The following is a 19624-nucleotide window of genomic DNA, read 5'->3' on the forward strand; positions in this document are numbered from 1 at the left end:
TGCGGCGTGGCCGTTCCCGGGTTGCCGCCCGCGGCGCCAACCCACGCGAATCCGAATCCGAATCCGAAAGAAAGAGTGTTCGTGGCCGTTCTGCAGCGTCCGGACCGCCGGACGGCGCCTTCGACGACGGACGCGCGCCCCCGGCAGGCCGACGTCGGCGGCTACCGCTATCGGGGAAGGCAGAAGCCTGACACGGCTGCCGTCCAGGCGGAAAAGATCCGGACGCTGCTCCGGGAGGAGCGGCAGCGGATCTCCTTCAACGCAAGCAGCGTGCGCGCCCTGTCCATCCGCCTGAACCAGCAGATCGCCCAGGCGCTGTGTGACGGAATGAAGGCCACCCTCCTCGCGGGCGCCGCAGATCTGTCCCGCTGGGCGGTCCGGACCATCGGATTGTCCTCGGAGGATCTGTTCCCGTCCGGTGTGCCGGCGGAGCAGCACCTGGCGGTAATCGGCGCGTTGAAGTCGGAGCTGGCCGAGCTTGCCAAGTCAAAGACCGTGCTCGAGGGACGGCGCGTGACACTCCTGGCTGCGGCGCGGCGGCTGGGCGTCATGGATGACTACGAGCTCGCGGCGCTGAGCGGACTCCAGCACGAAACGATCCGCAAGATGACATGGGGCCTGCAGCCGAGGGCGGCCGGGTAGGTTCCCGGGGTCACGTCACGGCGGTGGCGTTGGCGGGTGACCCGGTTCCCCCGGTGATGTTGAGCGGTTTGATGCTGATGAAGGCGTCCCAGCTGCCGGTGCTTTCCATGTGTCGGCTGAGCGGTCCAAGCCGCCACAGTTCGCCCAGCGGCATGCCGAGTTTGGCGAGAAGTTGCTGGTGCATCATGCCGTGATCATTCGGGGCGGCAGGCAGGAAGGGGCTGCCGAGTACGGCGGGCAGGCATTCGAAGGCGAAGTTATCGGCCGCCAGGAGTGCGAGCCCGTGGTCCCACGTCCGGAGTGCCTTCCCGGATCCAGTCATCGGGGGTGCCGTTGTAGAAGCCGATGTCATCGTGCGGGCATGGCGGGAGAACGTCCTTGCCCTGGCTGCCCGGCCCTACTGGCGGGCCAGTTCGTCGATCTTTCGTTCCAGCGCTGCACGTTCGGCCGCGTTCGTGCACAGCGCGACGGCCTGCTGCAGGGCGGACTGCGCCTCCGAGCGCCGGCCGAGCCTGGTCAGCAGCTCGCCCCTGACCGCGGGCAGCAGGTGCGAGCCGGCAAGTTCGCCCCGTGCTGCGATTGCGTCGACCAGTTCCAGCCCGGCGGCCGGGCCCGACGCCATGGCCACCGCCACGGCGCGGTTCAGATCCACCACCGACGACGGCGCCAGTCGCCCCAGCGCCTCGTAGAGGATGACGATCCGCTGCCAGTCCGTCTCCGCGACCGAGGGGGCCAGCGCGTGGCATTCGGCGATGGAGGCCTGCAGCCCGTAGGCTCCGAGCCCGCGCCCGGCAGCCACGGCCTTCGCCAGCGCGGCGCGGCCGCGCCGGATCGCCGCCTGGTCCCACAGCCGTCGGTCCTGGTCCTCCAGGAGGACCGGCCGGCCGGAGGTATCGAGCCTCGCGGGGAAGCGCGCGGCCGTCAGTTCCATCAGGGCCAGCAGGCCGAACGCCTCGGGTTCGGGCGCCAGCCGCGTCAGCACCCGCGCCAGGCGGCGCGCTTCGCCGGCCAGGTCCGCGCGCATCCAGGTGTCGCCGCCGGACGCGAAAGAACCCTCCGTGAAGATCAGGTACACGACTTGGAGCACGGAGCCAAGCCGTTCGGGCACGTCGCGGGCTTCCGGCACGGCGAACGGAACGCGGGCCGCGGCCAGGGTCTTCTTGGCCCGGGTGATGCGTGCCTGGATCGTCGGCACCGGAACCAGGAACGCCTTTGCGATCTGGTCGGTGCCCATGCCGCCCACCACCCGCAGCGTCAACGCGATCCGCGCTTCCTTGGAAAGCGCGGGATGGCAGGAGATGAACATCAGCGCCAGCACGTCGTCGTCGATCGCGTCGGGGTCGAACAGGGAATCCGCGCCCGGTTCCTCCTCCGAGAGATCCCGGGCCAGCAGGGCGTACTTTTCGTCCCGGGCAGCACGCCGCCGGAAGGTATCCACCGCGCGGCGCCGGCCCGTGGTCAGCAGCCAACCCACCGGTTCCGCGGGAATCCCGTTCACCGACCAGGACACCAGGGCCTCGGCGAGCGCCTCCTGTGCCAGGTCTTCGGCCAACGGAAAGTCCCCCGTGTAGCGGGCAAGGGCGCCGACGATGCGGGCGGACTCTATGCGCCACACGGCATCGACGGCGGCCCTTGCCGCGTTACTGCTCACTGCTGTTCCGGGTCGGGCGGTTTCGGGGCGGGCGGTCCGGGTTGGCCGGCTCAGACCTGGCCGGTCTGCTCGCGCCAGGCGCGTTCCCTCTGGATCCATTCATTGTCCTGCGGGAACTCGTCGATCGAGGGCACCCTGCGGATCTCGGTCTTGGTGCCCGCCGTGAGGGGAGCCCGTTTGGCCCACTCGATGGCTTCCTGCTTCGATGCGACGTCCAGGATGTAGTAGCCGCCGAACAGCTCCTTGGTTTCGCCGTAGGGCCCGTCGGTGACCACAGGGGTTTCGCCGGTGAAGTCCACCACGACGCCCTCCTTCGGGTCGTCGAGGCCCTCTGCTGCCAGCAGGACACCGGCGCGGATCAATTCGTCATTGAATTTGCCCATGGTCTCAAGGATTTCGTTGAAGTCGGCCTTCTCGAGCTTGGCGTACGACTCGTCGGTGCCCCGCATGATCAACATGTACTTTGCCATTTCAATCTCCTAGGTTGTGGAAGGTCGCCCTTCGACCTTCTCACCCACAGGTCGAACAGCGCGAGGACAAATCGACACGGGCCGGGAATATTCATGAAGCCTTAGCGGCGTTTCCCGGTCTGCGCGTCCGGCCTGCGCCCAGCTGGGCCGCCCCGGTCCGGAGTGAACGCCGGTAACGGCAACTGCCGGCCGCCACCACGAGGATTTACAAGCCCGAAACACAAATCCCTCGCAGCAAACGAAATTGCATAGTACATTTGATGCAATCAGCGTTGCAGAGTGATCTGCGTTACAGAAGAGGTCCGGACTTGAATACCAGCGCGGCCAATCCAGAAGCCTCCGCGGGCGGCAGTGGCGCCGGGAACGAAACCCACGCCTGGCTCGGCGACGCGATTCCGGACGTTCCGCTGTCCAAGGCCCAGAGCCGGGTGGTCGATGTCATCGGCCGCAATCCGCAGCTCTCCTCCTACGCCGACATCGCCGAGATCGCCAAGCGCGCCGACGTCAATAACTCCACCGTGGTCCGCGCGGCCCAGCACCTGGGCTACCGGGGCTGGCCGGATCTCCAGCGAGAGTTGCGCTCCCGCTACCTTGTGATGATTTCCACCGAAGAAACCCTGACCGAACACGGCGAGCACCGCAGCCCGCTCCATGACGCCATCAACCACGACATCGAGAACCTGCGCCTGACGCTGGACTCCACCACGGCCGACGACGCCGAAGCCGCCATAGCGGCCATGGCCGCCGCCAAGTCCATCACCGTCCTCGGGATCGGCTCCTTCGCCGGCCCCGCCAGCGTCATGGCCCACCTCGGCTCGACCATGGGCTACCCCATCACCCTGGAGAACCGCGGCGGCGTCCACCTCGCCTCCAGCACCAACACCCTGGGCGAGGGGGACGTCCTGGTCGTCATCAACATGTGGCGCTCCGTCCGGCAGATCATTGTCACCGCCGAAGCCGCCAAGCAGGCGGGCGCCACGGTCATTGCCATCAGCGACATGCGCCGCGGCCGCCTGGCCGCTGCGGCCGACCACCTCCTGGTGGTGGCCTCGGAAGGAATCTCCTTCTTCCAGTCCGTCACCGCCGCGAATTCCTTGGTCTATGGTCTGCTCGCGGGCATGGAGGCGGCGCATCCCGAACGCAGCCGCGCCGCCATCCGCCGCACCCAGCAGCTGTGGAAAGACCTGGACATCTACCTCGACTGACCCCCACACCCCTGACCCACCCTCACCCGCATATCTTTTCCAGGAGTACTTCATGAACACCAGCACCGACCGCCGCATCGCCGTCATTGGCCTCGGCGCCATGGGTGGAGCCATGGCCGCCACGCTGCACAAGGCCGGCTGGACCGTTACCGGTTTCGACCCCTCCGAGGCCGCGCGTGCCGCCGCGGCCGACGCGGGCATTTCCACCACCGCCAACCTTGCCGATGTCGCCGGGACGCCCTACGCGGTCCTCTCCTTGCCCGCAGCCAGCATCGTGGAAACCACGGTGCCCCAGCTTCTGGCGGCGCCCGGGACCGTGGCGATCGTTGACACCACCACCTCCGAACCGGCGACCAGCCAGCAGATGGCTTCCCTCGCCGAAGCACAGGGGGCAGCGTTCGTGGATGCGCCGGTCTCCGGCGGCCGCGACGGGGCAGCGACCGGGTCCCTGAGCGCGTTCGTCGGGGCAACCGATGCGGCACTTTCCGCCGCCGAGCCCGTCCTGCTCGCCCTGACCGGCGGCAAGTACAGCCACATCGGCGGCCCCGGCAGCGGCAACGTGGTCAAGCTCCTCAACAACGTCCTGGCGGCGGCCAACCTGGTCTCCGTGGGCGAGGCACTGGGCGTCGCCCAGGCCTACGGCATCGATCCCGCCAAGGCGGCAGCCAGCATCAGCGAAGCCTCCGGCGGCAGCAAAGTCTCCGCGAACATGTACCCGAGCTGGGTGCTCACCGGGACCCACGATTCCGGTTTCTCCCTGGGCCTCATGGCCCGGGACGCCGCCCTCGCCGTGGACGTCGCCGCCCAAATCGGCGAAACCCCGGCCCTGCTGGCGGCCGTGGCGGACCAGTGGCAGGACGCCCTGGCCGTCCTCGGGCCGCGGGCGGACTTCACCGAAATTGCCAGGACCGTTGCCCCGGCCATCACGCCCGCCGGCGCACCCGACGCTGCAGGCACCACAAACAGCGCTACCAACGCCGCCGCAACCGGCTCCACCGCCGTCGTCTAAGCCCCCAGCCCGCAAAGGAACACCACATTGAGCATCACCACAGCACCCACTTCCTCCTCGGCCGCCACCGCCCGGGCGGTCCTGGACGCGGCCTTCCCGGCCGGCCTCGGCGCCTTCCTTGACGGCAGGACCGTTGCCGGCAGCGGCGAGTCCATCACGCTCACCGCGGCGGCCACCGGGGAACCTTTTGCCAGCTACGCCGACCCCGGAGCCGAGGGCGCCAACGCCATCCTGGAGAGCTCGACGGCGGGTGCGGCAGCCTGGGCCAGCATGAACGGCTTCGAACGGGCCGCCATCCTGCGCACCGTCAGCCGCGTGGTCGCAGCACACGCGGAGGAACTGGCTATCCTCGAGTCCGCCACCACGGGAAAACCCATCCGCGACGCCCGCGCCGAAGCCGCTAAAGTCGCCGAGATGTTCGGCTACTACGCCGGCTGGGCGGACAAGCTGACGGGGCAGACCATTCCCGTTCCCGGGCCGTGGCACACGTACACCGAACGCGTCCCCTGGGGCGTCGTCGTCGCCATCACCCCGTGGAACGCTCCCCTGTTCACGGCCGGCTGGAACTCCGCCGCGCCGCTGGCCGCCGGCAACGCCGTGATCATCAAACCCAGCGAATTCACCCCGGCCTCCTCCATCCGGCTCGCGCAACTGGCCCGCGAGGCGGGACTTCCGGCCGGCGTGTTCAACGTCGCCGCGGGACTGGGGCAGACCATGGGGGCCGCCCTCACCACCGACCGGCGCGTCGGCAAGATCAGCTTCATCGGCTCCGTGCCCACCGGCCGCCGCGTCGCCGTCGCGGCCGCGCAGGCCGGGATTCCCGCCCTATTGGAACTGGGCGGCAAGAGCGCGAACATCGTGTTCGCCGACGCCGACCTCGACCGCGCCGCCGACGGCGCCATCTCGGCGATCTTCTCCGGCGCGGGCCAATCCTGCGTCGCCGGATCACGGCTCCTGGTGGAGCGCGGCGTGCACGCACGGTTCGTTGAGCTGGTGGCCGAGAAGGCCGCGCTGCTGAGGGTCGGCGACCCGCTCAGCGCGGACACCGAAGTGGGCCCGATCATCACAGCCCAGCAGTTCGCCACCGTCACCTCCCTCATCGAGGCAGGACTGAACGACGGCGGACGCCGGCTTACCGGCGCCACACTTCCGGATGCCCTCTCCGGGTCCGGCCTGGCCGGCGGGCACTGGGTCATGCCGACCCTCCTGGACGGGGTCACGCCGCAAAACCGCCTCGAAACCACGGAGGTGTTCGGTCCCGTGGTGGGCGCGGACGCATTCGACACGGAAGCAGAAGCCATCGCCCGCGCCAACAACACCAACTTCGGCCTCGCCGGAGCCGTGTGGACCTCCGATGTCTCCCGCGCGCACCACATCGCCCGCCAGGTCAAGGCCGGCACGTTCTGGATCAACTCCTACAAAACCATCCACGTGGCGGTTCCGTTCGGCGGTTTCGGCGATTCCGGCCACGGCCGTTCCTCCGGCCCCGGCGTCCTGGACGAATACACCCAGACCAAAGCCATCTGGGTGCCCACCCGCGCGGCAGGCTCGCCCTTCCCGTCGCTGTCCTACTAAAGCGTCCTATCTCAAGCGACCTAACTGGAGCAGGCAGATACTTATGGAACTGACAGACATAACCGCCGCACTGGCGGCCCTTCGCGCCGCCCTCGCGGACGGCGTCGACGACTGGAAACCCCGGGTCCTGGCCCTGGCGCGGGACATCCACGCCGCCAAGGAGGTCTCCTTCGAGGAGGTCCGCTCGGCCGAAGCGGCAGCGGCCCTGCTGGACGCCGGCGGCTTCGAGGTTGAACGCGGCAGCGGCGGCCTGCCCACGGCCTTCACCGCGAGCGCCGGCAGCGGTGACCTGATGGTGGCCCTGTGCGTGGAGTACGATGCGCTCCCGGGCATCGGGCACGCGTGCGGGCACAACCTGATCGCCGGCGCCTCCGTCGCCGCGGCCCTTGCCCTGCGGCCCTACGTGGACCAGTTGGGCATCACGCTGAAGGCGATCGGAACGCCCGCCGAGGAGCACGGCGGCGGCAAGGCGCTCCTGCTGGAGCGGGGAGCGTTCGACGGCGTCGGCCTGGCCCTGATGGTCCATCCCGTCCAGGACGGCCTGACCTACAACCCGACGGGCACCAGCGCCCAGGCCGTGGGCCGGTACAAGGCGACGTTCACCGGTAAGGCCGCGCACGCTGCAGCAGCCCCGCATCAGGGTGTGAACGCCGCGGACGCGGCAGTGCTGAGCCAGGTGGCCGTCGGGCTGCTGCGCCAGCAGATCCCCGGCGACCACCGCGTCGCGATGTACGTCGCCGAGGCCGGACACGTCACCAACATCATTCCGGAACGGGCCGTGGTCCAGTTTGAGTGCCGGGCCTTCACCCTTCCGGAATACGAGGCCCTGCTGGAACGCGTCCGCCGCTGCTTCGAAGGAGCAGCCCTCGCCACGGGCACCACCCTAGCCATCGAGGCAACGGAACCCCTCTACGAACCCCTGCTCCAGGACAACGCCCTGGCAGCGCACTGGACCGAGGCTATGGAGGCGTTCGGCAAGGACACCTCGCCGGCGGCCGGCCTCAGCGGCGGGTCGACGGACATGGGCAACGTCTCCCAGGTCATCCCGTCCCTGCATCCCTGGCTGAGCATTCCCGGTGCGGACGCGCCCATCCACTCCCATGCGTTCGCCGCACTTGCAGACTCTCCGGAGGCGTACGGGGTGATGTTCGAGGCGGCCACCGCGCTGGCTTGGACCGTCGCCACCGCAGCCTCAACCCCCACCGAACGAGCACGCTTCACCAAAGCGGCATACCGCCGTCGTACTTTCACCCAGGAAGGCACATCATGAGTACCAGCACCACAACCGCGCGGATAGACAAAGCTGGCGCCCGGCTCACGCTTCCGGTCGCCGCCCTGGCCTTCGTCATTGCCGTAGCCGTCCAACTGATCGGCCAGGCCAAGATTGACCTCGGGATCGGCGCAATCGTCATCTTCCCCATGGTCTGGGGCCTCATCCTTGGCCTGTTGGTTTCCATCCAGAAGTTCAAGCCGCTCGGCCTGGACCTGCAGCGGATCGCGGCCGCCCTGGTGGGCGTGGCCGTGCTGCTCCTGGTGGCACGGCTGGCGTTCAACATCGGCCCCAGCCTCCCCAGCCTGATCAAGGCGGGACCCGCCCTGCTGCTGCAGGAAGTGGGCCACCTGCTGGGCACCATCGCACTGGCGCTGCCCCTGGCCGTCCTGCTCAAGATGGGCAAGGCAACGGTGGGGGCCACGTTCTCCCTGGACCGCGAACCGTCCTTCGCCATGGTCTCCGAAAAGTATGGTCCCGATTCGGACCAGTACCGGGGGGTGCTGGCCATGTATGTTTTCGGAACCCTCTTTGGCGCCGTGTTCATCACGCTGCTCACCTCGCTGGTGGCCAACTGGAAGATCTTTGATCCCCTGGCCCTGGCCATGGGCGCCGGCGTGGGATCCGGCTCCATGATGGCGGCGTCCTCGGCCAGCATCATCGCTGCCTACCCCGGCGACCAGGAAGCCATCCTCGGGATGGCGGCAGTGTCCAACCTGATCACCACCATCCTCGGCGTCTACGTCGGAATCTACATCGCCCTACCGCTGGCGGACCGTTTCTACAAGGTCCTCACCCGCAAGCAGACCCGCGACACCGCAGCCGTCGCCGCAGGGGCCACTGCAGAGCGCGGCCGGGCCGACATTGAGCGGGACGAGGCCCAGGCCGAAGAAAACCGTCGGTTCCGTGAGCAGGTCGCCGAATCCTCGGCACCCATCCGGCTCCCGCTGTGGCTGTCCCTGTCGGTCCTCACGGTCCTGGGCATCGGCACCGCTTCGGTGGCAGCCAAGGGGTTCAGCCTGGCGATCGTCGGCGGGTACGCAATCATGCTCGCCCTGGTCCTGGTCAGCATCGCCCTGGCGAAGGTCACCAAGAAAATTTCGGCGATCGTCTACATCACCACCATCGGCGCCTACATCTCGAGCCCGTGGTTCTTCGGCGCGGAAGCCCTCACAGCCGTCATCAAGTCGGTCGACTTCCTGTCCATCGCCACTGTCATGCTGACGCTCGCCGGCCTGTCCCTGGGCAAGGACATCCCCCTGCTGAAAACCATCGGCTGGAAGATCATTCCGGTGGGCCTGGTCGCCATCACCGCATCCTTCCTGCTCTCCACCGTGATCGCCGAGTTCGCCCTGGGGCTCTGGCACTAGACAGCTTCAGCGCCGCTGTTTGCGGCGGCAGTGAACGGCCGACGGCGGGACCTCCCGCCGTCGGCCGCTGGCGTTTGGGGGGGGTGCTGCTCGTCGCTTGTGCCGACGCTCCGGTCCGGCGGCGAAACCAATCAAACCCCATTGATCGATCTATCAAGATTGATATAATTTCCTTGTGAGCCGTACCACATCCCTAGAGGCTCAGGAGGCCTCGGAATTCCTTCGCGTGGCCGGACACCCCGTGCGGTGGCAGCTGCTGGGCGAGCTGGCGCGCAGCGACCGGCAGGTGCGCGAGCTGACGGCGCTGGTGGGCCAGCGGCAGAGCCTGACATCCTACCATCTGGGCCGTCTGCGCGCAGCCGGGCTGGTGACCATGCGGCGCAGCTCGGCCGACGGACGGGACACCTACTGCAGCCTCAACCTGGCAGGCTACCGCGAACGGCTTGCCGAATCCGGCGCGGCGCTACACCCCGGCCTGCGGCTGGTCCCCGCTGGTCTGCCGGGGCCGGCCGGCGCTCTTGACCGACCGCCGGGTCAGCCTGCCGCGCAGTCGCCCGTTCGGGTTTTGTTCCTCTGCACGGGCAACAGCGCCCGCTCCCAGATGGCCGAAGCGATCCTGCGGCACGTGGGCGGTTCCCGGATCGAAGCCGCGAGCGCCGGCAGCCACCCCAAGGACCTGCACCCTCACGCCGTGCGCGTGATGGCTGAGCGCGGCATGGACATCAGCGGCGCCCGTTCCAAGCATCTGGGTGAGTTCGCCGAGCAGCGGTTCGACTACGTGATCAGCCTGTGCGACCGGGTGCGGGAAGTGTGCCCGGACTTCCCGGGGGCACCCGCGATGGTGCACTGGAGCATCCCGGATCCGGCTGCCGCGGCAGCCAAAGCCCCCGGAGCCGCCGGAGCCGCCGATAACGACAGTTACCCGGCGTTCGTCCGCACGGCAGACGAACTGGCCTCGCGGATCCAGTTCCTGCTTTACGCCATCGAGCATTCCCCAATGAGTTCGGAAAGGAGCTAGCCATGCCCAACGACCTTACGGAGCTGGTCAGCGTCCGCTACATGGTGGACGACGTCGATGCGGCGATCGACTTCTATACGAAGCACCTCGGGTTCGCCCTCAGGATGAGTGCCGCACCGGCCTTCGCCGACGTCACCCGCGGCCGGCTGAGACTCCTCCTGAGCGGGCCGCGCAGCTCGGCCGGACGGCCCATGCCGGACGGCACCGTCCCCTCACCGGGAGGATGGAACCGAATCCACCTCATCGTGAGCGATATCGCGGCCGAGGTGGGCCGCCTGCGCGCGGCAGGCCTCACGTTCCGCAACGACATCGTCAAAGGTCCCGGCGGACAACAGATCCTGCTGGAAGATCCGTCCGGCAACGTGGTCGAGTTGTTCCAGCCCGCCGGCGAATAGCGCGCCGTTCCCAAAGGGCGGACTGTTCACAAAGGGGGGACTGTTCACAGAGGGCGGAGAGCCGGATCCAGCTGAGTGCCTCTGCCAGGGCTCAGTTTCCTCTCTGTGCTGCTGGCGGCCGGCGTGGTCTTCAGTGGACGAGTTCGCGGGTCATTCCGAAGGGAACCTGGTCCGAGAGCGCGGCTGTGTAGCGTCCGGGCTTGTTGCGAGTGACCAGGATTCCGTATGTCCCCGTGAGCATCGCGGCTTCCTGAAGGTCCTTGACCGCGGCCTCAAGCTGCTCTTCAAGGGTGTGCCGGCTGGTCACGTGAATATCGATGGCTTCAATGGTGGTCGACATAGTTGTCCTTGCGTGGTGGTCGGGGTCTTACGGCGCCCGAGGGGGTGGTTGCTTCCAGTTCAAGACACAGAATTCGCGGTGGCCATCGGTATCTGCCCCCCATGAACAGGGGAAGGGATGGCTGCCGGGAATGTCTCTGTCGCGTCCCCCAAGCTCGCGGCGATCGTGACCTGCATCACATAAGAGCGTCTTAATTAACAATTAAAACGATCTCGTTCATCCTTGTCAAGACAATAGGTCAAACGACCGGGATCCCGCACATCGGCGAACGGGTTCCCCTCATTTCGGCCGGGTTCCCAAGGAGCCGCATGGGTTTCCGGCCTGTCGGCCGGGCGCAGCGTGGAGGGGAGTCTGCGAACCTTTCATTGGACGCGGAGCCGCCGCATGATAGGCGCATGACTCAAATCGCATCTGCCGACGAATCCGACGCTGCCAAAGCACAGCACGAGCTCCAGGAGGCCGGCGTCCGCACGGTGATCGGCACGGTGGTGAATGCTTCGGGCATCACCTTGGCCAAGAGCGTTCCGTTGACACGGCTCAAAACCTTCCACGAATCCGGGATGGGCGCTGCCCCCGTCTGGCATGTCTTCACGATCGACGGCGGGATAGCGTTCACGGACAGCATCACCACCGTCGGCGATATGCGCCTCAAGATCGATATCGCGGGACTCCGTGTCCTGCAGGGCGGCCGGGCATGGGCACCAGGCAACCTTTTCGAACAAGACGGAGCCGCCTCTCCAGTCTGTGCCCGCCGCCTTCTGGCCGACGTCGAGGGCAGCCTCGACGAGGCCGGATACCACGTACTCGTGGGCCACGAACTTGAATTCTTCCTCGTCGCCCCGGACGGTTCAGCGCTGGAAACCGCGCCCTGGGTTCCGTACGGGGCGACCGGTCTTCTGGACCGATCGGCATTCCTCGATGATCTGCTGTCAGAGCTGAACCGGGCCGGCATTCCCATGGAGCAGATCCACGCCGAGTACGGCCGAAACCAGTTCGAGTTTTCGCTTCCCCCGGCCTCGCCGGTTCGGGCCGCGGACACCGCGGTCCTTGCCAAGCTCATTGTTGGCATCGCCGCCAGGGCCCACAGCATGCAGGCCTCGTTCTCCCCGATGCCCTTTGCCGGCACCGTCGGAAACGGTGCCCACCAGCACTTTTCGCTCCGCAAGAACGGCCTGCCCCTGTTCTCCGGCGGCAGCGGACCGCACGGCATCTGCGCCGAGGGAGGCGCGGCCATTGGAGGAATCATTGCGGGACTTCCCGATATCCAGGGTTTCCTCACGGGATCAGTTTTGTCCGGAAGCCGCTTGGCACCCGGCACATGGTCGGGCGCCTACCTATGCTGGGGCCTGGAAAACCGGGAAGCCTCAGTGCGCTTTCTGAACGAGGGCAAGAGCAATCCGCACGGAGCCAACGTCGAGGTGAAAATCGTCGACCCGTCGGCAAACGTGTATCTGGCCTCCGCCGCCATCCTGGCGCTCGCCCTTGACGGCATCCGCAGCGGGCAAAAGCTTCCGACAGAGATCCCGGGTGACCCCGGACGGCTTTCGGAAGGTGAACGGCACCGGGCCAACGTCCGGCTGCTCTCAGACTCCCCCGCCGCCATCATCGACGCGCTGGACAAGTCCCACCTGGCACGCGGGCTTCTCGGAGACGCCGTCGTCGATGCCACGGTGGCCGTCCGGCGCTACGAACAGCGCATCGCCGCGGAACTCGCGCCGGATGAGCTTGCCGAACGCTTTCGACTTGCCTGGTCGATCTAATGGCGGGCGGCTCCTTCCCGGACTTCGTCGAACAAGTCAGCCTCATTGACCACCACGTGCATGGCGCGTTTCACGGCGACGGTGATGAGGCGCGCTTTCAGAACTCGCTCAACGAAGGAAACACCGAAGCACTGGCCCGCCCTGAGGACACCTACGACTCACAAATCGGGCTCGCCATCCGGCGCTGGTGCAGCGGCATTCTTGATCTGCCACGGCATGCCTCCCCGGCGGACTACTGGAGCCGGCGCTCCGAGCTTGGAGAACTCGAGGTCAGCCGGCGGATGACCCGCGCTGCCGGGGTGAGCGACTGGCTGATCGATACAGGCCTGGATGCCGCCGACTACTTCGGCAGGGCCGGCATGGCCGAGGCCTCAGGCGGGCGAACCCACGAGATCGTTCGGCTGGAACTGGTCGCCGAGGCGCTGATCCAGGACATTGCCAACCCGGCAGATTACGTCGACGAGTTCGGCCAGCGGCTTCAGGAGCTCACCCGCAGCGCCGTGGGCGTCAAGACAGTTCTGGCCTACCGCGCAGGATTCGACCAAAACCTCAGCCGGCCGACACCGGCCGCGGTCGTTGAAGCAGCCCGCCGCTGGCAGGAGAACCAGCGCGCCGGCACCAACGCGAAGCTCACCGACGTGACACTCATCGCCCACGGGATCCACACCGCCGTGTCGATGAAGCTCCCGGTGCAATTCCATGTTGGATTCGGTGACCGCGACCTGGACCTCCACAAGACCAATCCCCTGTACCTCATGGATTTTCTGCGGTCCCCCGACGTCCGAGACGCGCCCATCATGCTGCTCCACTGCTATCCATTCGAACGCGAGGCCGGCTATTTGGCCCACGCCTTTGAAAACGTCTACATCGACGTGGGACTCGCCGTGAACTTCACCGGGTCACGGAGCCGGAATCTGGTGGCCCGCTCATTCGAACTGGCTCCCTTCACAAAGATCCTTTACTCCTCCGACGCATTCGGCCCAGCCGAACTTCATTACCTCGGAGCGAGACTGTGGCGCAACGCGATCACCAAGGTTGTCGGCGGATGGATCGACGACGACGACTGTTCAGAGGCGGACGCCCGCAAGATCGTCCAACTCGTCGCACGCGATAACGCCCGCCGCGTGTACGGGCTCCCCTGAGGACGGCGGCCGGCGGCTGGCGGCAACTCGCTACGCCGGGACGGGGAGTCCGCCGATCCAAGGGTTCCCTCGGATTCGGGAATTCTTCGGGATCAGACTTGCCGACGTCTCAACTCAGACGGTGTCGCGCTATTTCACCGGAGCCGGCTACGTGCGGGCCGAAACACGCGAGCGCATCTCGGCTGCCATCGACGAACTCGGGTATGTCCCAAATCAATCCGCCCGCATCCTGCGCACGAGCAGGACGAACTCCGTCGGCGTCCTGGCCATGGGCGCCCTCAATCACGGGAGCGAGGGCGTGCTCACAGGACTGGGACTCGCAGCCCGGGAGGCCGACGTCACGCTGACAATCGCCCAGCTTGATCTCGACTTCGAAGCGAAGAACTGGGAAGTCGAGGCGCGGCGAGCGCTCAACCACTTCAAGTCGGTGCAGGTTGACGGGATTGTCTCGTCGACCCCGCTGCCGGGCGTCGACAAGCTGCTCACCGGCTGGGACCAGGCAACACCGTTGATCACGGTTTCGGAGCTTCCATCAGCGGACGAGGGCTCCGCGGGCACCACTCGCCCGCAGCCGGCCTGGACGCGACGCGTCACCTCATCGAACTGGGACACCGCGATATCCTGCACGTCGCCGGCCCCTCGACCCGAAATGAGGCACGCGAGCGCGAGCGCGGCTATCGAGATGCCATGCAGAGCGCCGGCCTGAGCCCCCAGGTCCTCGATGTCGCCAACGACTGGTCCTCGGTTTCCGGATATCGTGCCGGCGAGATGGCGGAGCCGGCGACGTTCACGGCTGTCTTCGTTAGCAACGACGAGCTTGTTCTCGGCTTCATAAACGCCATGGAAAGACGCGGCCGCCGTGCGCCCGGGGACTTTTCCATCGTGGGCGTTGACGACATGCCGGCAGCCGCCTACTTCTCCCCGCCGCTGACCACCATGCGCCTTGATTTCCGCGCACTCGGTTTCGCAACTTTCAAGATGCTCCACCACCAGATCCTCACGGGCGAACGCGCCTAGCACTACCTGGTCGAGCCTGAGCTCGTGATTCGTGAGTCGACGTCACGCATCTCGCGGCCTTGAGAGTCCGTGGCGTCGCTGCGTGAGCCACGGCGCGGGCGGGGCGGAGTTCGATCGCCAAGGATGAACATCTCCACCCCACCCGGTCCTGCGACGCCCTAGAAAAACCGCAAGAATTTGAGATAGGCCCGCCCCGGACACCGGGGGGAGGTCGCGGCCTCCAAGGCGCCGGGCCCGGCCTATCATGGGAGTCACGGGACGAAATGTAAGCGGGGGCCGCTTGGCATGACCAGCGAACGCGAACAGCACGGGGCGCCAGCGGGAAATCTTGCGCTGGTGACCGGCGCGAGCCGCGGGGTGGGCCGGGGCGTTGCGCTGGGCCTTCTGGCAGCGGGGTTTCGGGTTTACGTCACGGGCCGCTCCATTGACCAGGCGGACCTGCCGCCGGAGATGCGGCGCCTGCGCTGCGACCATCTGAAGGACGAACAGACAGCACGCGTGTTTGACGCGATCCGGTCCGAGTGCGGCCGCTTGGATCTTCTCGTCAACTGCGCCTGGGGCGGCTACGAGAGGATGGCCGAAGGCGGCGCGTTCACGTGGCCTGCGCCGTTTTGGGATCAACCGATGCACCGCTGGACCGGCATGATGGACGCCGGCGTCCGCGCGGCCTTTGTCTGCTCGGCGCACGCGGCCCGCATGATGACGCCGCGGCACCGCGGCCTGATCGTCAACATCAGCTTCTGGGCCGCGCAGCGTCACCTCGGCAACACGATCTACGGCATCGCCAAAGCGGCGACGGACAAGATGACCTCCGACATGGCGGTCGAGCTGAAACCGTACGATATTCCGGTCATCTCGCTCTACCCGGGCCTGGTCCGAACCGAGGCGGTCCTGGCCGCGGCGGAAAGCGGCGCGTTCGATCTCTCCACCAGCGAAAGCCCCGAATTCATCGGCCGCGTGATCAACGGACTGTTCCATGACCCGAACCTGATGACGCGGACCGGCCAGGTGCTGGTCGCCGCCGCGGTTGCGAAGGAGTTCGGCGTGCTGGACATCGACGGAAAGTCGCCGCCGGCGCTGACCCTTGCGGATATCTAGGACGCTCATCCGGCTCCCCGGTTCATCTCCGCGAGGCAACGGACGACGGCGATGCGGGCACCCCGGACTCCCTTTCAGGCGAACGACGGCGGGACTTCCCGCCGTCGCCGGCTCGCGCTGGCCGCCTACCTGGCCCAGTCGGCGTCGTCGTAGGGGCGTCCGCGGAAGTGGGCGCGGAGGTACTCCCCCACCACGGCAGCGCCCAGATCCCCGGCTTCGGGCGCCACCACCCGGCCGTCGATCCGGCGGGCCATCCGCTGGACGAACCGTTCCAGGCCCGGGTCGTCACCGAGCCGGAAGAACGTGGCCTGCGTGCCGGCACGCCCCAGGCGGTCCAGTTCGGCCACCGTGACGCGAATGGTCTCGGTATCGGGCGGCCAGGCGAACCAGGACTCGCCGTCGGCCAGCAGGTGCGCGGTGGGTTCGCCGTCGGTCACCACCAGGAGGACGGGCTGCATCGACGGGTGCTGGCGGAAGAACCGGCCGGCCAGCAGCAACCCGTGGTGCAGGTTGGTGCCCTGCTCGCGCAGGGCCGGCAGGGCGGTGAGCTCGCCGATGTCCATGGTCTGCGCGTAGCGGCCGAACGTGATCAGCTGCAGCCGGTCGCCGCGGAACCGGGTGGAGACGAGGTGGTGCAGGGCGAGCGCGGTGCGTTTCATGGGTACCCAGCGTCCCTCGGCGGCCATCGAGAAGGACACGTCGGCGAGCAGGACGACGGCGGCCTGCGTGCGCGCCTCCGTCTCCGTCACCTCGATGTCCCCCACGGTGAGACGCAGGCCGCGGCCCGGATCACCGCCGTCGGCGATCGTGCGGCGGATCGCGTTGGTCATGGTCCGGGTGACGTCCCACGGTTCGGCATCCCCGAACTCCCACTGGCGGCTGGAGCCGGTCTGCTCCCCTGCCGCCCCGGCAACCCGGGTGTCCCGGCGACCCTGCCGGCCGGAGAGTTGCTTGGCGGTGTCCCGCAACAGCGACCTGCCGAGCCGCCGCATGGCCTGCGGGGACAACCGGAGATCGCCGTCGGCGCCGCGCCGGAGGTAGCCGCCGTCCTGCATGGCCCGCTCGATGTCGGCGAGGGTGCGGGCCGTCACGGCGGCGTTCTGTCCGAGCTGGCGGGCGAGGGCGTCGAGGTCCAGGTCGTCCAGGCGCGAGCCGTTGTAGGCCTGGGAGAGCTGTTCGGCGAGCTCGTCCAGTTCGGCGAGGTCCTGCAGCACGCCGGTGCCGTCGCCGAGGCCGAGCCCCTCCTCCCCGTCGAAGCGTTCGGAGCCGGACCAGTCCTCGCCGGGGCGCAAAGCCTGCAAGTTGGCATCGAGCTGGCCCAGCTGTGCCATCAGCTCGGGCGAGCCGAACGCCTGGGCGGAGAGCCGCATCAGCTCCTCGCGCTGCTCGGCGGACATGGACTGCAGCAGCCGCTGGGCTGCGGCCGCGCGCTGGGCGAGCGCGTCCACCAGCTCCTCGACCGACTGCGGGTTCTCCGGGAAGAACTGACCGTGCTTGGCCATGAACTCCTGGAAGTCAGCATCGGTGTCCTCGCCGCGGCGGTGTTTGCCGAGGAGCTCGTTGAGGTCCTCCAGCATCTCGCTGACGGCCGCGCGGTCCTCATCCGTGGCGCCCTCGAGTGCCTGCTTCATGCCGGCGAACCGCTGGTCCAGGATCTCGCGGCCCAGCAGGTCCTTGATCCGCTCGTAGGCTTCCCGGGCGGTGCTGGACTGCCAGTCATAGGAGGCCAGTTCGTTGACCGCTGCCGCCGTGGACCGGGGCAGGTTCTGCAGCTGCATCTCCCGGAAGGCGCGGTCCGTGTTGTCCATCATGGCGTCGCGGGCGAGCTGCTTGCGCTCCTCCAGCACCGCGGTGTCGAGCAGTTTCTGGACCTCGTTGAGGGTGCCGTCCAGCCGGTGGCGGCTCAGCAGCTCACTGCGCCGCTGCTGGATGCGGCCGGCGAAGTGGTCGAGGCCTTCCCGGTTGCGGCCGCCGCGCCGCAGGAACTCCTGCAGGGCGTGCCGGGGCGAGTAGCCGGCCATGACGTCCTCGGCCACGGCGTCAAGCGCCTCGGCCAGGTCCACCGGCGGGGCGAGCGGATCCGGTCCTCCCGTGTACCGGCCGTACCTGGACCGGTTGTGAACGCTCATGGGCCCTCCTCTACTGAGCCACAGAATTACCTGGCCGTGGAACGGCCTAGCCGTAGACCGTCGCCTCGTCATCGGACTCCTTGGAGATCCGCCGGGCGAGGTAGAGACCTTCCAGTGCAAGTTCGACGGCGGCGGCGCGCTGCCCGTCGTTTGTCGCGCCCAGTCGCTCACTGATTTCGTCGTAGAGACCGGATCTGTTGAGGGCCGGGAGGTTCTGGAGGAACTCCCGCGCTGTGACCAGTTCCCCGGTGGTCACCGTGGCGTGGCCGTCGAGCGCAGCCACAAGCGGGCCCATGTCGATGCCATGGAAGTGCGCCCGCACGGCTTCTGCGGTGGCGGTGCGCAGGAGGTGGTCGAGGACGTCCTGTTCACGCCCTTCCTCACCGGATTCGAACTCGATCTTTCCCGCGAGGATGTCCACGGCGGCTTCAAGGTCGATAATCCGGGCGACGGCCTCGTCCTCTCCGCGCACGCTGGCCCGGCGCAAGGCCGCCGCGGCGACGGTTTCGGCGCCCGCGATGGCGAACCGCGCGGACACCCCGGAAGTCTGGTTGACCGCCGGGGACTGCCGCAGCGCCCGGGTGTAGCGGGCCAGGATCTCGAGGATGACGGGCGGGACGCCGGCCACCAGGTGACCCTCCTGCCGGATGACGGCCACCTCGTCGTCGAGCTCTATCGGGTAGTGGGTTCGGATCTCGGCCCCGAAGCGGTCCCGCAGGGGCGTGATGATCCTGCCGCGGTTCGTGTAGTCCTCCGGGTTGGCGGATGCGACGACGAGCACGTCCAGCGGCAGCCGCAGCACGTAGCCACGGATCTGGATGTCGCGTTCCTCCATCACGTTGAGCATTGAGACCTGGATCCGCTCGGCGAGGTCGGGCAGCTCGTTGATGGCGATGATCCCGCGGTTGGAGCGGGGCACCAGGCCGTAGTGAATGGTTTCCGGGTCGCCCAGGCGGCGGCCCTCTGCCACCCGCATGGGGTCGACGTCGCCGATCAGGTCGGCGACGGAGGTGTCCGGCGTCGCGAGCTTTTCGACATAGCGCTCCGAGCGGTGGCGCCACGCCACCCGCAGCCGGTCCCCCTCGGTGAGGACCCGGGCACGGGAGTGCTCCGTGATGGGTTCATACGGGTGTTCGTTCAGTTCCGAGTCCTCGATCACCGGCGACCACTCGTCCAGCAGCCCCGCCAGGGTGCGCAGCAGCCGGGTCTTGCCCTGACCGCGTTCGCCGAGCAGGACGACGTCGTGACCGGCGAGCAGGGCCCGCTCGAGCTGGGGAAGGACGGTCCGGCTGAAACCGTACATCCCGGGCCAGGGATCGCGGCCGGCGGCGAGCGCGGCGAGCAGGTTGTCGCGGATTTCGCGGCGCAGGTCCTTGTGAACGTGGCCGGAGGCACGCAGTTCACCAACAGTGAAGATATCGGGGCGATCACTCACCCCTCCACCGTAGACCTCTACTGGGCGGGGAATCGAGGGATTCTTTCAGATTCCTGCGCATTGAGGCGGCGCAAGGGAGCCGCCCGGGGTCCCCGTGC

The 19624-nt window shown here is 67.7% G+C and carries 18 protein-coding genes and 1 pseudogene; 13 read left to right on the top strand and 6 right to left on the bottom strand.

Annotated features, from left to right (window positions below; translation table 11 throughout):
• Window positions 1-81: 81 nt before the first annotated feature.
• Window positions 82-642 (top strand): hypothetical protein, encoded by a 561-nt coding sequence (locus LDO15_RS19310; RefSeq protein ID WP_223981317.1) that lies wholly within the window; start codon window positions 82-84, stop codon window positions 640-642.
• A 10-nt stretch (window positions 643-652) separates the two neighbouring features.
• On the opposite strand, the pseudogene LDO15_RS19315 reads toward LDO15_RS19310, so the two are convergent.
• The 3 genes and pseudogenes from LDO15_RS19315 to LDO15_RS19325 form a co-directional block, all read right to left on the bottom strand.
• Window positions 653-934 (bottom strand): annotated as a pseudogene (locus tag LDO15_RS19315) (cyclase family protein); the annotation flags it as partial.
• A gap of 105 nt (window positions 935-1039) precedes the next feature.
• Window positions 1040-2293 carry an RNA polymerase sigma factor gene (locus LDO15_RS19320; RefSeq protein ID WP_223981320.1) on the bottom strand — a complete coding sequence of 418 codons (1254 nt, stop codon included), beginning with the start codon at window positions 2291-2293 and terminating at the stop codon, window positions 1040-1042.
• Window positions 2294-2343: 50 nt separating this feature from the next.
• A complete protein-coding gene (locus LDO15_RS19325) occupies window positions 2344-2763 on the bottom strand; it encodes a YciI family protein (protein WP_223981322.1) in 420 nt (139 codons plus the stop codon).
• 308 nt (window positions 2764-3071) lie between these two features.
• Here LDO15_RS19325 and LDO15_RS19330 point away from each other — a divergent pair, with 308 nt between their 5' ends.
• The 7 genes from LDO15_RS19330 to LDO15_RS19360 all read left to right on the top strand — a co-directional run bounded on the left by LDO15_RS19330 (window position 3072) and on the right by LDO15_RS19360 (window position 10605).
• Window positions 3072-3968 (top strand): MurR/RpiR family transcriptional regulator, encoded by an 897-nt coding sequence (locus LDO15_RS19330; protein WP_223981324.1) that lies wholly within the window; start codon window positions 3072-3074, stop codon window positions 3966-3968.
• Between the two features lie 52 nt (window positions 3969-4020).
• Window positions 4021-4977 (top strand): NAD(P)-dependent oxidoreductase, encoded by a 957-nt coding sequence (locus LDO15_RS19335; RefSeq protein WP_223981326.1) that lies wholly within the window; start codon window positions 4021-4023, stop codon window positions 4975-4977.
• Window positions 4978-5004: 27 nt separating this feature from the next.
• Window positions 5005-6552, top strand: a complete 1548-nt coding sequence (locus LDO15_RS19340; RefSeq protein ID WP_223981328.1) for an aldehyde dehydrogenase family protein — start codon at window positions 5005-5007, stop codon at window positions 6550-6552.
• Window positions 6553-6595: 43 nt separating this feature from the next.
• Window positions 6596-7822, top strand: coding sequence for an amidohydrolase (locus LDO15_RS19345; protein WP_223981330.1), 1227 nt, complete (start codon window positions 6596-6598; stop codon window positions 7820-7822).
• Entirely contained in the window at window positions 7819-9192 is a 1374-nt protein-coding gene (locus LDO15_RS19350) for a DUF3100 domain-containing protein (protein WP_223981332.1), read from the top strand. The genes LDO15_RS19345 and LDO15_RS19350 overlap by 4 nt, the downstream gene beginning before the upstream one ends.
• Window positions 9193-9367: 175 nt before the next feature.
• On the top strand, window positions 9368-10210 hold the full coding sequence (locus LDO15_RS19355) for a MarR family transcriptional regulator (protein WP_223981334.1): 843 nt from the start codon (window positions 9368-9370) through the stop codon (window positions 10208-10210).
• Window positions 10211-10212: 2 nt separating this feature from the next.
• A complete protein-coding gene (locus LDO15_RS19360; protein ID WP_223981337.1) occupies window positions 10213-10605 on the top strand; it encodes a VOC family protein in 393 nt (130 codons plus the stop codon).
• A gap of 130 nt (window positions 10606-10735) precedes the next feature.
• Here LDO15_RS19360 and LDO15_RS19365 read toward each other — a convergent pair whose 3' ends face one another.
• Complete coding sequence (locus LDO15_RS19365) at window positions 10736-10945, bottom strand: hypothetical protein (RefSeq protein WP_223981340.1); 210 nt, start codon at window positions 10943-10945, stop codon at window positions 10736-10738.
• Window positions 10946-11340: 395 nt separating this feature from the next.
• Here LDO15_RS19365 and LDO15_RS19370 point away from each other — a divergent pair, with 395 nt between their 5' ends.
• From LDO15_RS19370 to LDO15_RS19390, 5 genes are all read left to right on the top strand, one after another.
• Window positions 11341-12705, top strand: a complete 1365-nt coding sequence (locus LDO15_RS19370) for a glutamine synthetase family protein (RefSeq protein ID WP_223981342.1) — start codon at window positions 11341-11343, stop codon at window positions 12703-12705.
• Window positions 12705-13847, top strand: a complete 1143-nt coding sequence (locus tag LDO15_RS19375) for an amidohydrolase family protein (RefSeq protein ID WP_223981345.1) — start codon at window positions 12705-12707, stop codon at window positions 13845-13847. The genes LDO15_RS19370 and LDO15_RS19375 overlap by 1 nt, the downstream gene beginning before the upstream one ends.
• Before the next feature lie 121 nt (window positions 13848-13968).
• Window positions 13969-14553 carry a LacI family DNA-binding transcriptional regulator gene (locus LDO15_RS19380; RefSeq protein WP_263428281.1) on the top strand — a complete coding sequence of 195 codons (585 nt, stop codon included), beginning with the start codon at window positions 13969-13971 and terminating at the stop codon, window positions 14551-14553.
• The gene (locus tag LDO15_RS19385) at window positions 14469-14864 is read left to right on the top strand and encodes a substrate-binding domain-containing protein (RefSeq protein WP_263428405.1); all 396 of its coding nucleotides are present in this window, start codon (window positions 14469-14471) and stop codon (window positions 14862-14864) included. Before LDO15_RS19380 ends, LDO15_RS19385 begins: the two co-directional genes overlap by 85 nt.
• Window positions 14865-15149: 285 nt before the next feature.
• Window positions 15150-15962: an SDR family NAD(P)-dependent oxidoreductase gene (locus tag LDO15_RS19390; RefSeq protein WP_223981351.1), complete on the top strand. Its 813-nt coding sequence runs from the start codon at window positions 15150-15152 to the stop codon at window positions 15960-15962.
• 125 nt (window positions 15963-16087) lie between these two features.
• Here the strand turns inward: LDO15_RS19390 and LDO15_RS19395 are convergent, their stop codons facing one another.
• Window positions 16088-18091: a VWA domain-containing protein gene (locus LDO15_RS19395; protein ID WP_223981354.1), complete on the bottom strand. Its 2004-nt coding sequence runs from the start codon at window positions 18089-18091 to the stop codon at window positions 16088-16090.
• Window positions 18092-18137: 46 nt separating this feature from the next.
• Complete coding sequence (locus LDO15_RS19400) at window positions 18138-19526, bottom strand: sigma 54-interacting transcriptional regulator (protein WP_223981357.1); 1389 nt, start codon at window positions 19524-19526, stop codon at window positions 18138-18140.
• Window positions 19527-19624: the final 98 nt, after the last annotated feature.

The organism is Arthrobacter sp. NicSoilB8 (assembly GCF_019977355.1).
Classification (GTDB): Bacteria; Actinomycetota; Actinomycetes; order Actinomycetales; family Micrococcaceae; genus Arthrobacter.

Coding starts and splice junctions, on each gene's coding strand:
- LDO15_RS19360 (WP_223981337.1), top strand. CDS start 10,213: ATGCCCAACGACCTTACGGAGCTGGTCAGCGTCCGCTACATGGTGGAC.
- LDO15_RS19375 (WP_223981345.1), top strand. CDS start 12,705: ATGGCGGGCGGCTCCTTCCCGGACTTCGTCGAACAAGTCAGCCTCATT.
- LDO15_RS19335 (WP_223981326.1), top strand. CDS start 4,021: ATGAACACCAGCACCGACCGCCGCATCGCCGTCATTGGCCTCGGCGCC.
- LDO15_RS19365 (WP_223981340.1), bottom strand. CDS start 10,945: ATGTCGACCACCATTGAAGCCATCGATATTCACGTGACCAGCCGGCAC.
- LDO15_RS19370 (WP_223981342.1), top strand. CDS start 11,341: ATGACTCAAATCGCATCTGCCGACGAATCCGACGCTGCCAAAGCACAG.
- LDO15_RS19325 (WP_223981322.1), bottom strand. CDS start 2,763: ATGGCAAAGTACATGTTGATCATGCGGGGCACCGACGAGTCGTACGCC.
- LDO15_RS19345 (WP_223981330.1), top strand. CDS start 6,596: ATGGAACTGACAGACATAACCGCCGCACTGGCGGCCCTTCGCGCCGCC.
- LDO15_RS19390 (WP_223981351.1), top strand. CDS start 15,150: ATGACCAGCGAACGCGAACAGCACGGGGCGCCAGCGGGAAATCTTGCG.
- LDO15_RS19395 (WP_223981354.1), bottom strand. CDS start 18,091: ATGAGCGTTCACAACCGGTCCAGGTACGGCCGGTACACGGGAGGACCG.
- LDO15_RS19350 (WP_223981332.1), top strand. CDS start 7,819: ATGAGTACCAGCACCACAACCGCGCGGATAGACAAAGCTGGCGCCCGG.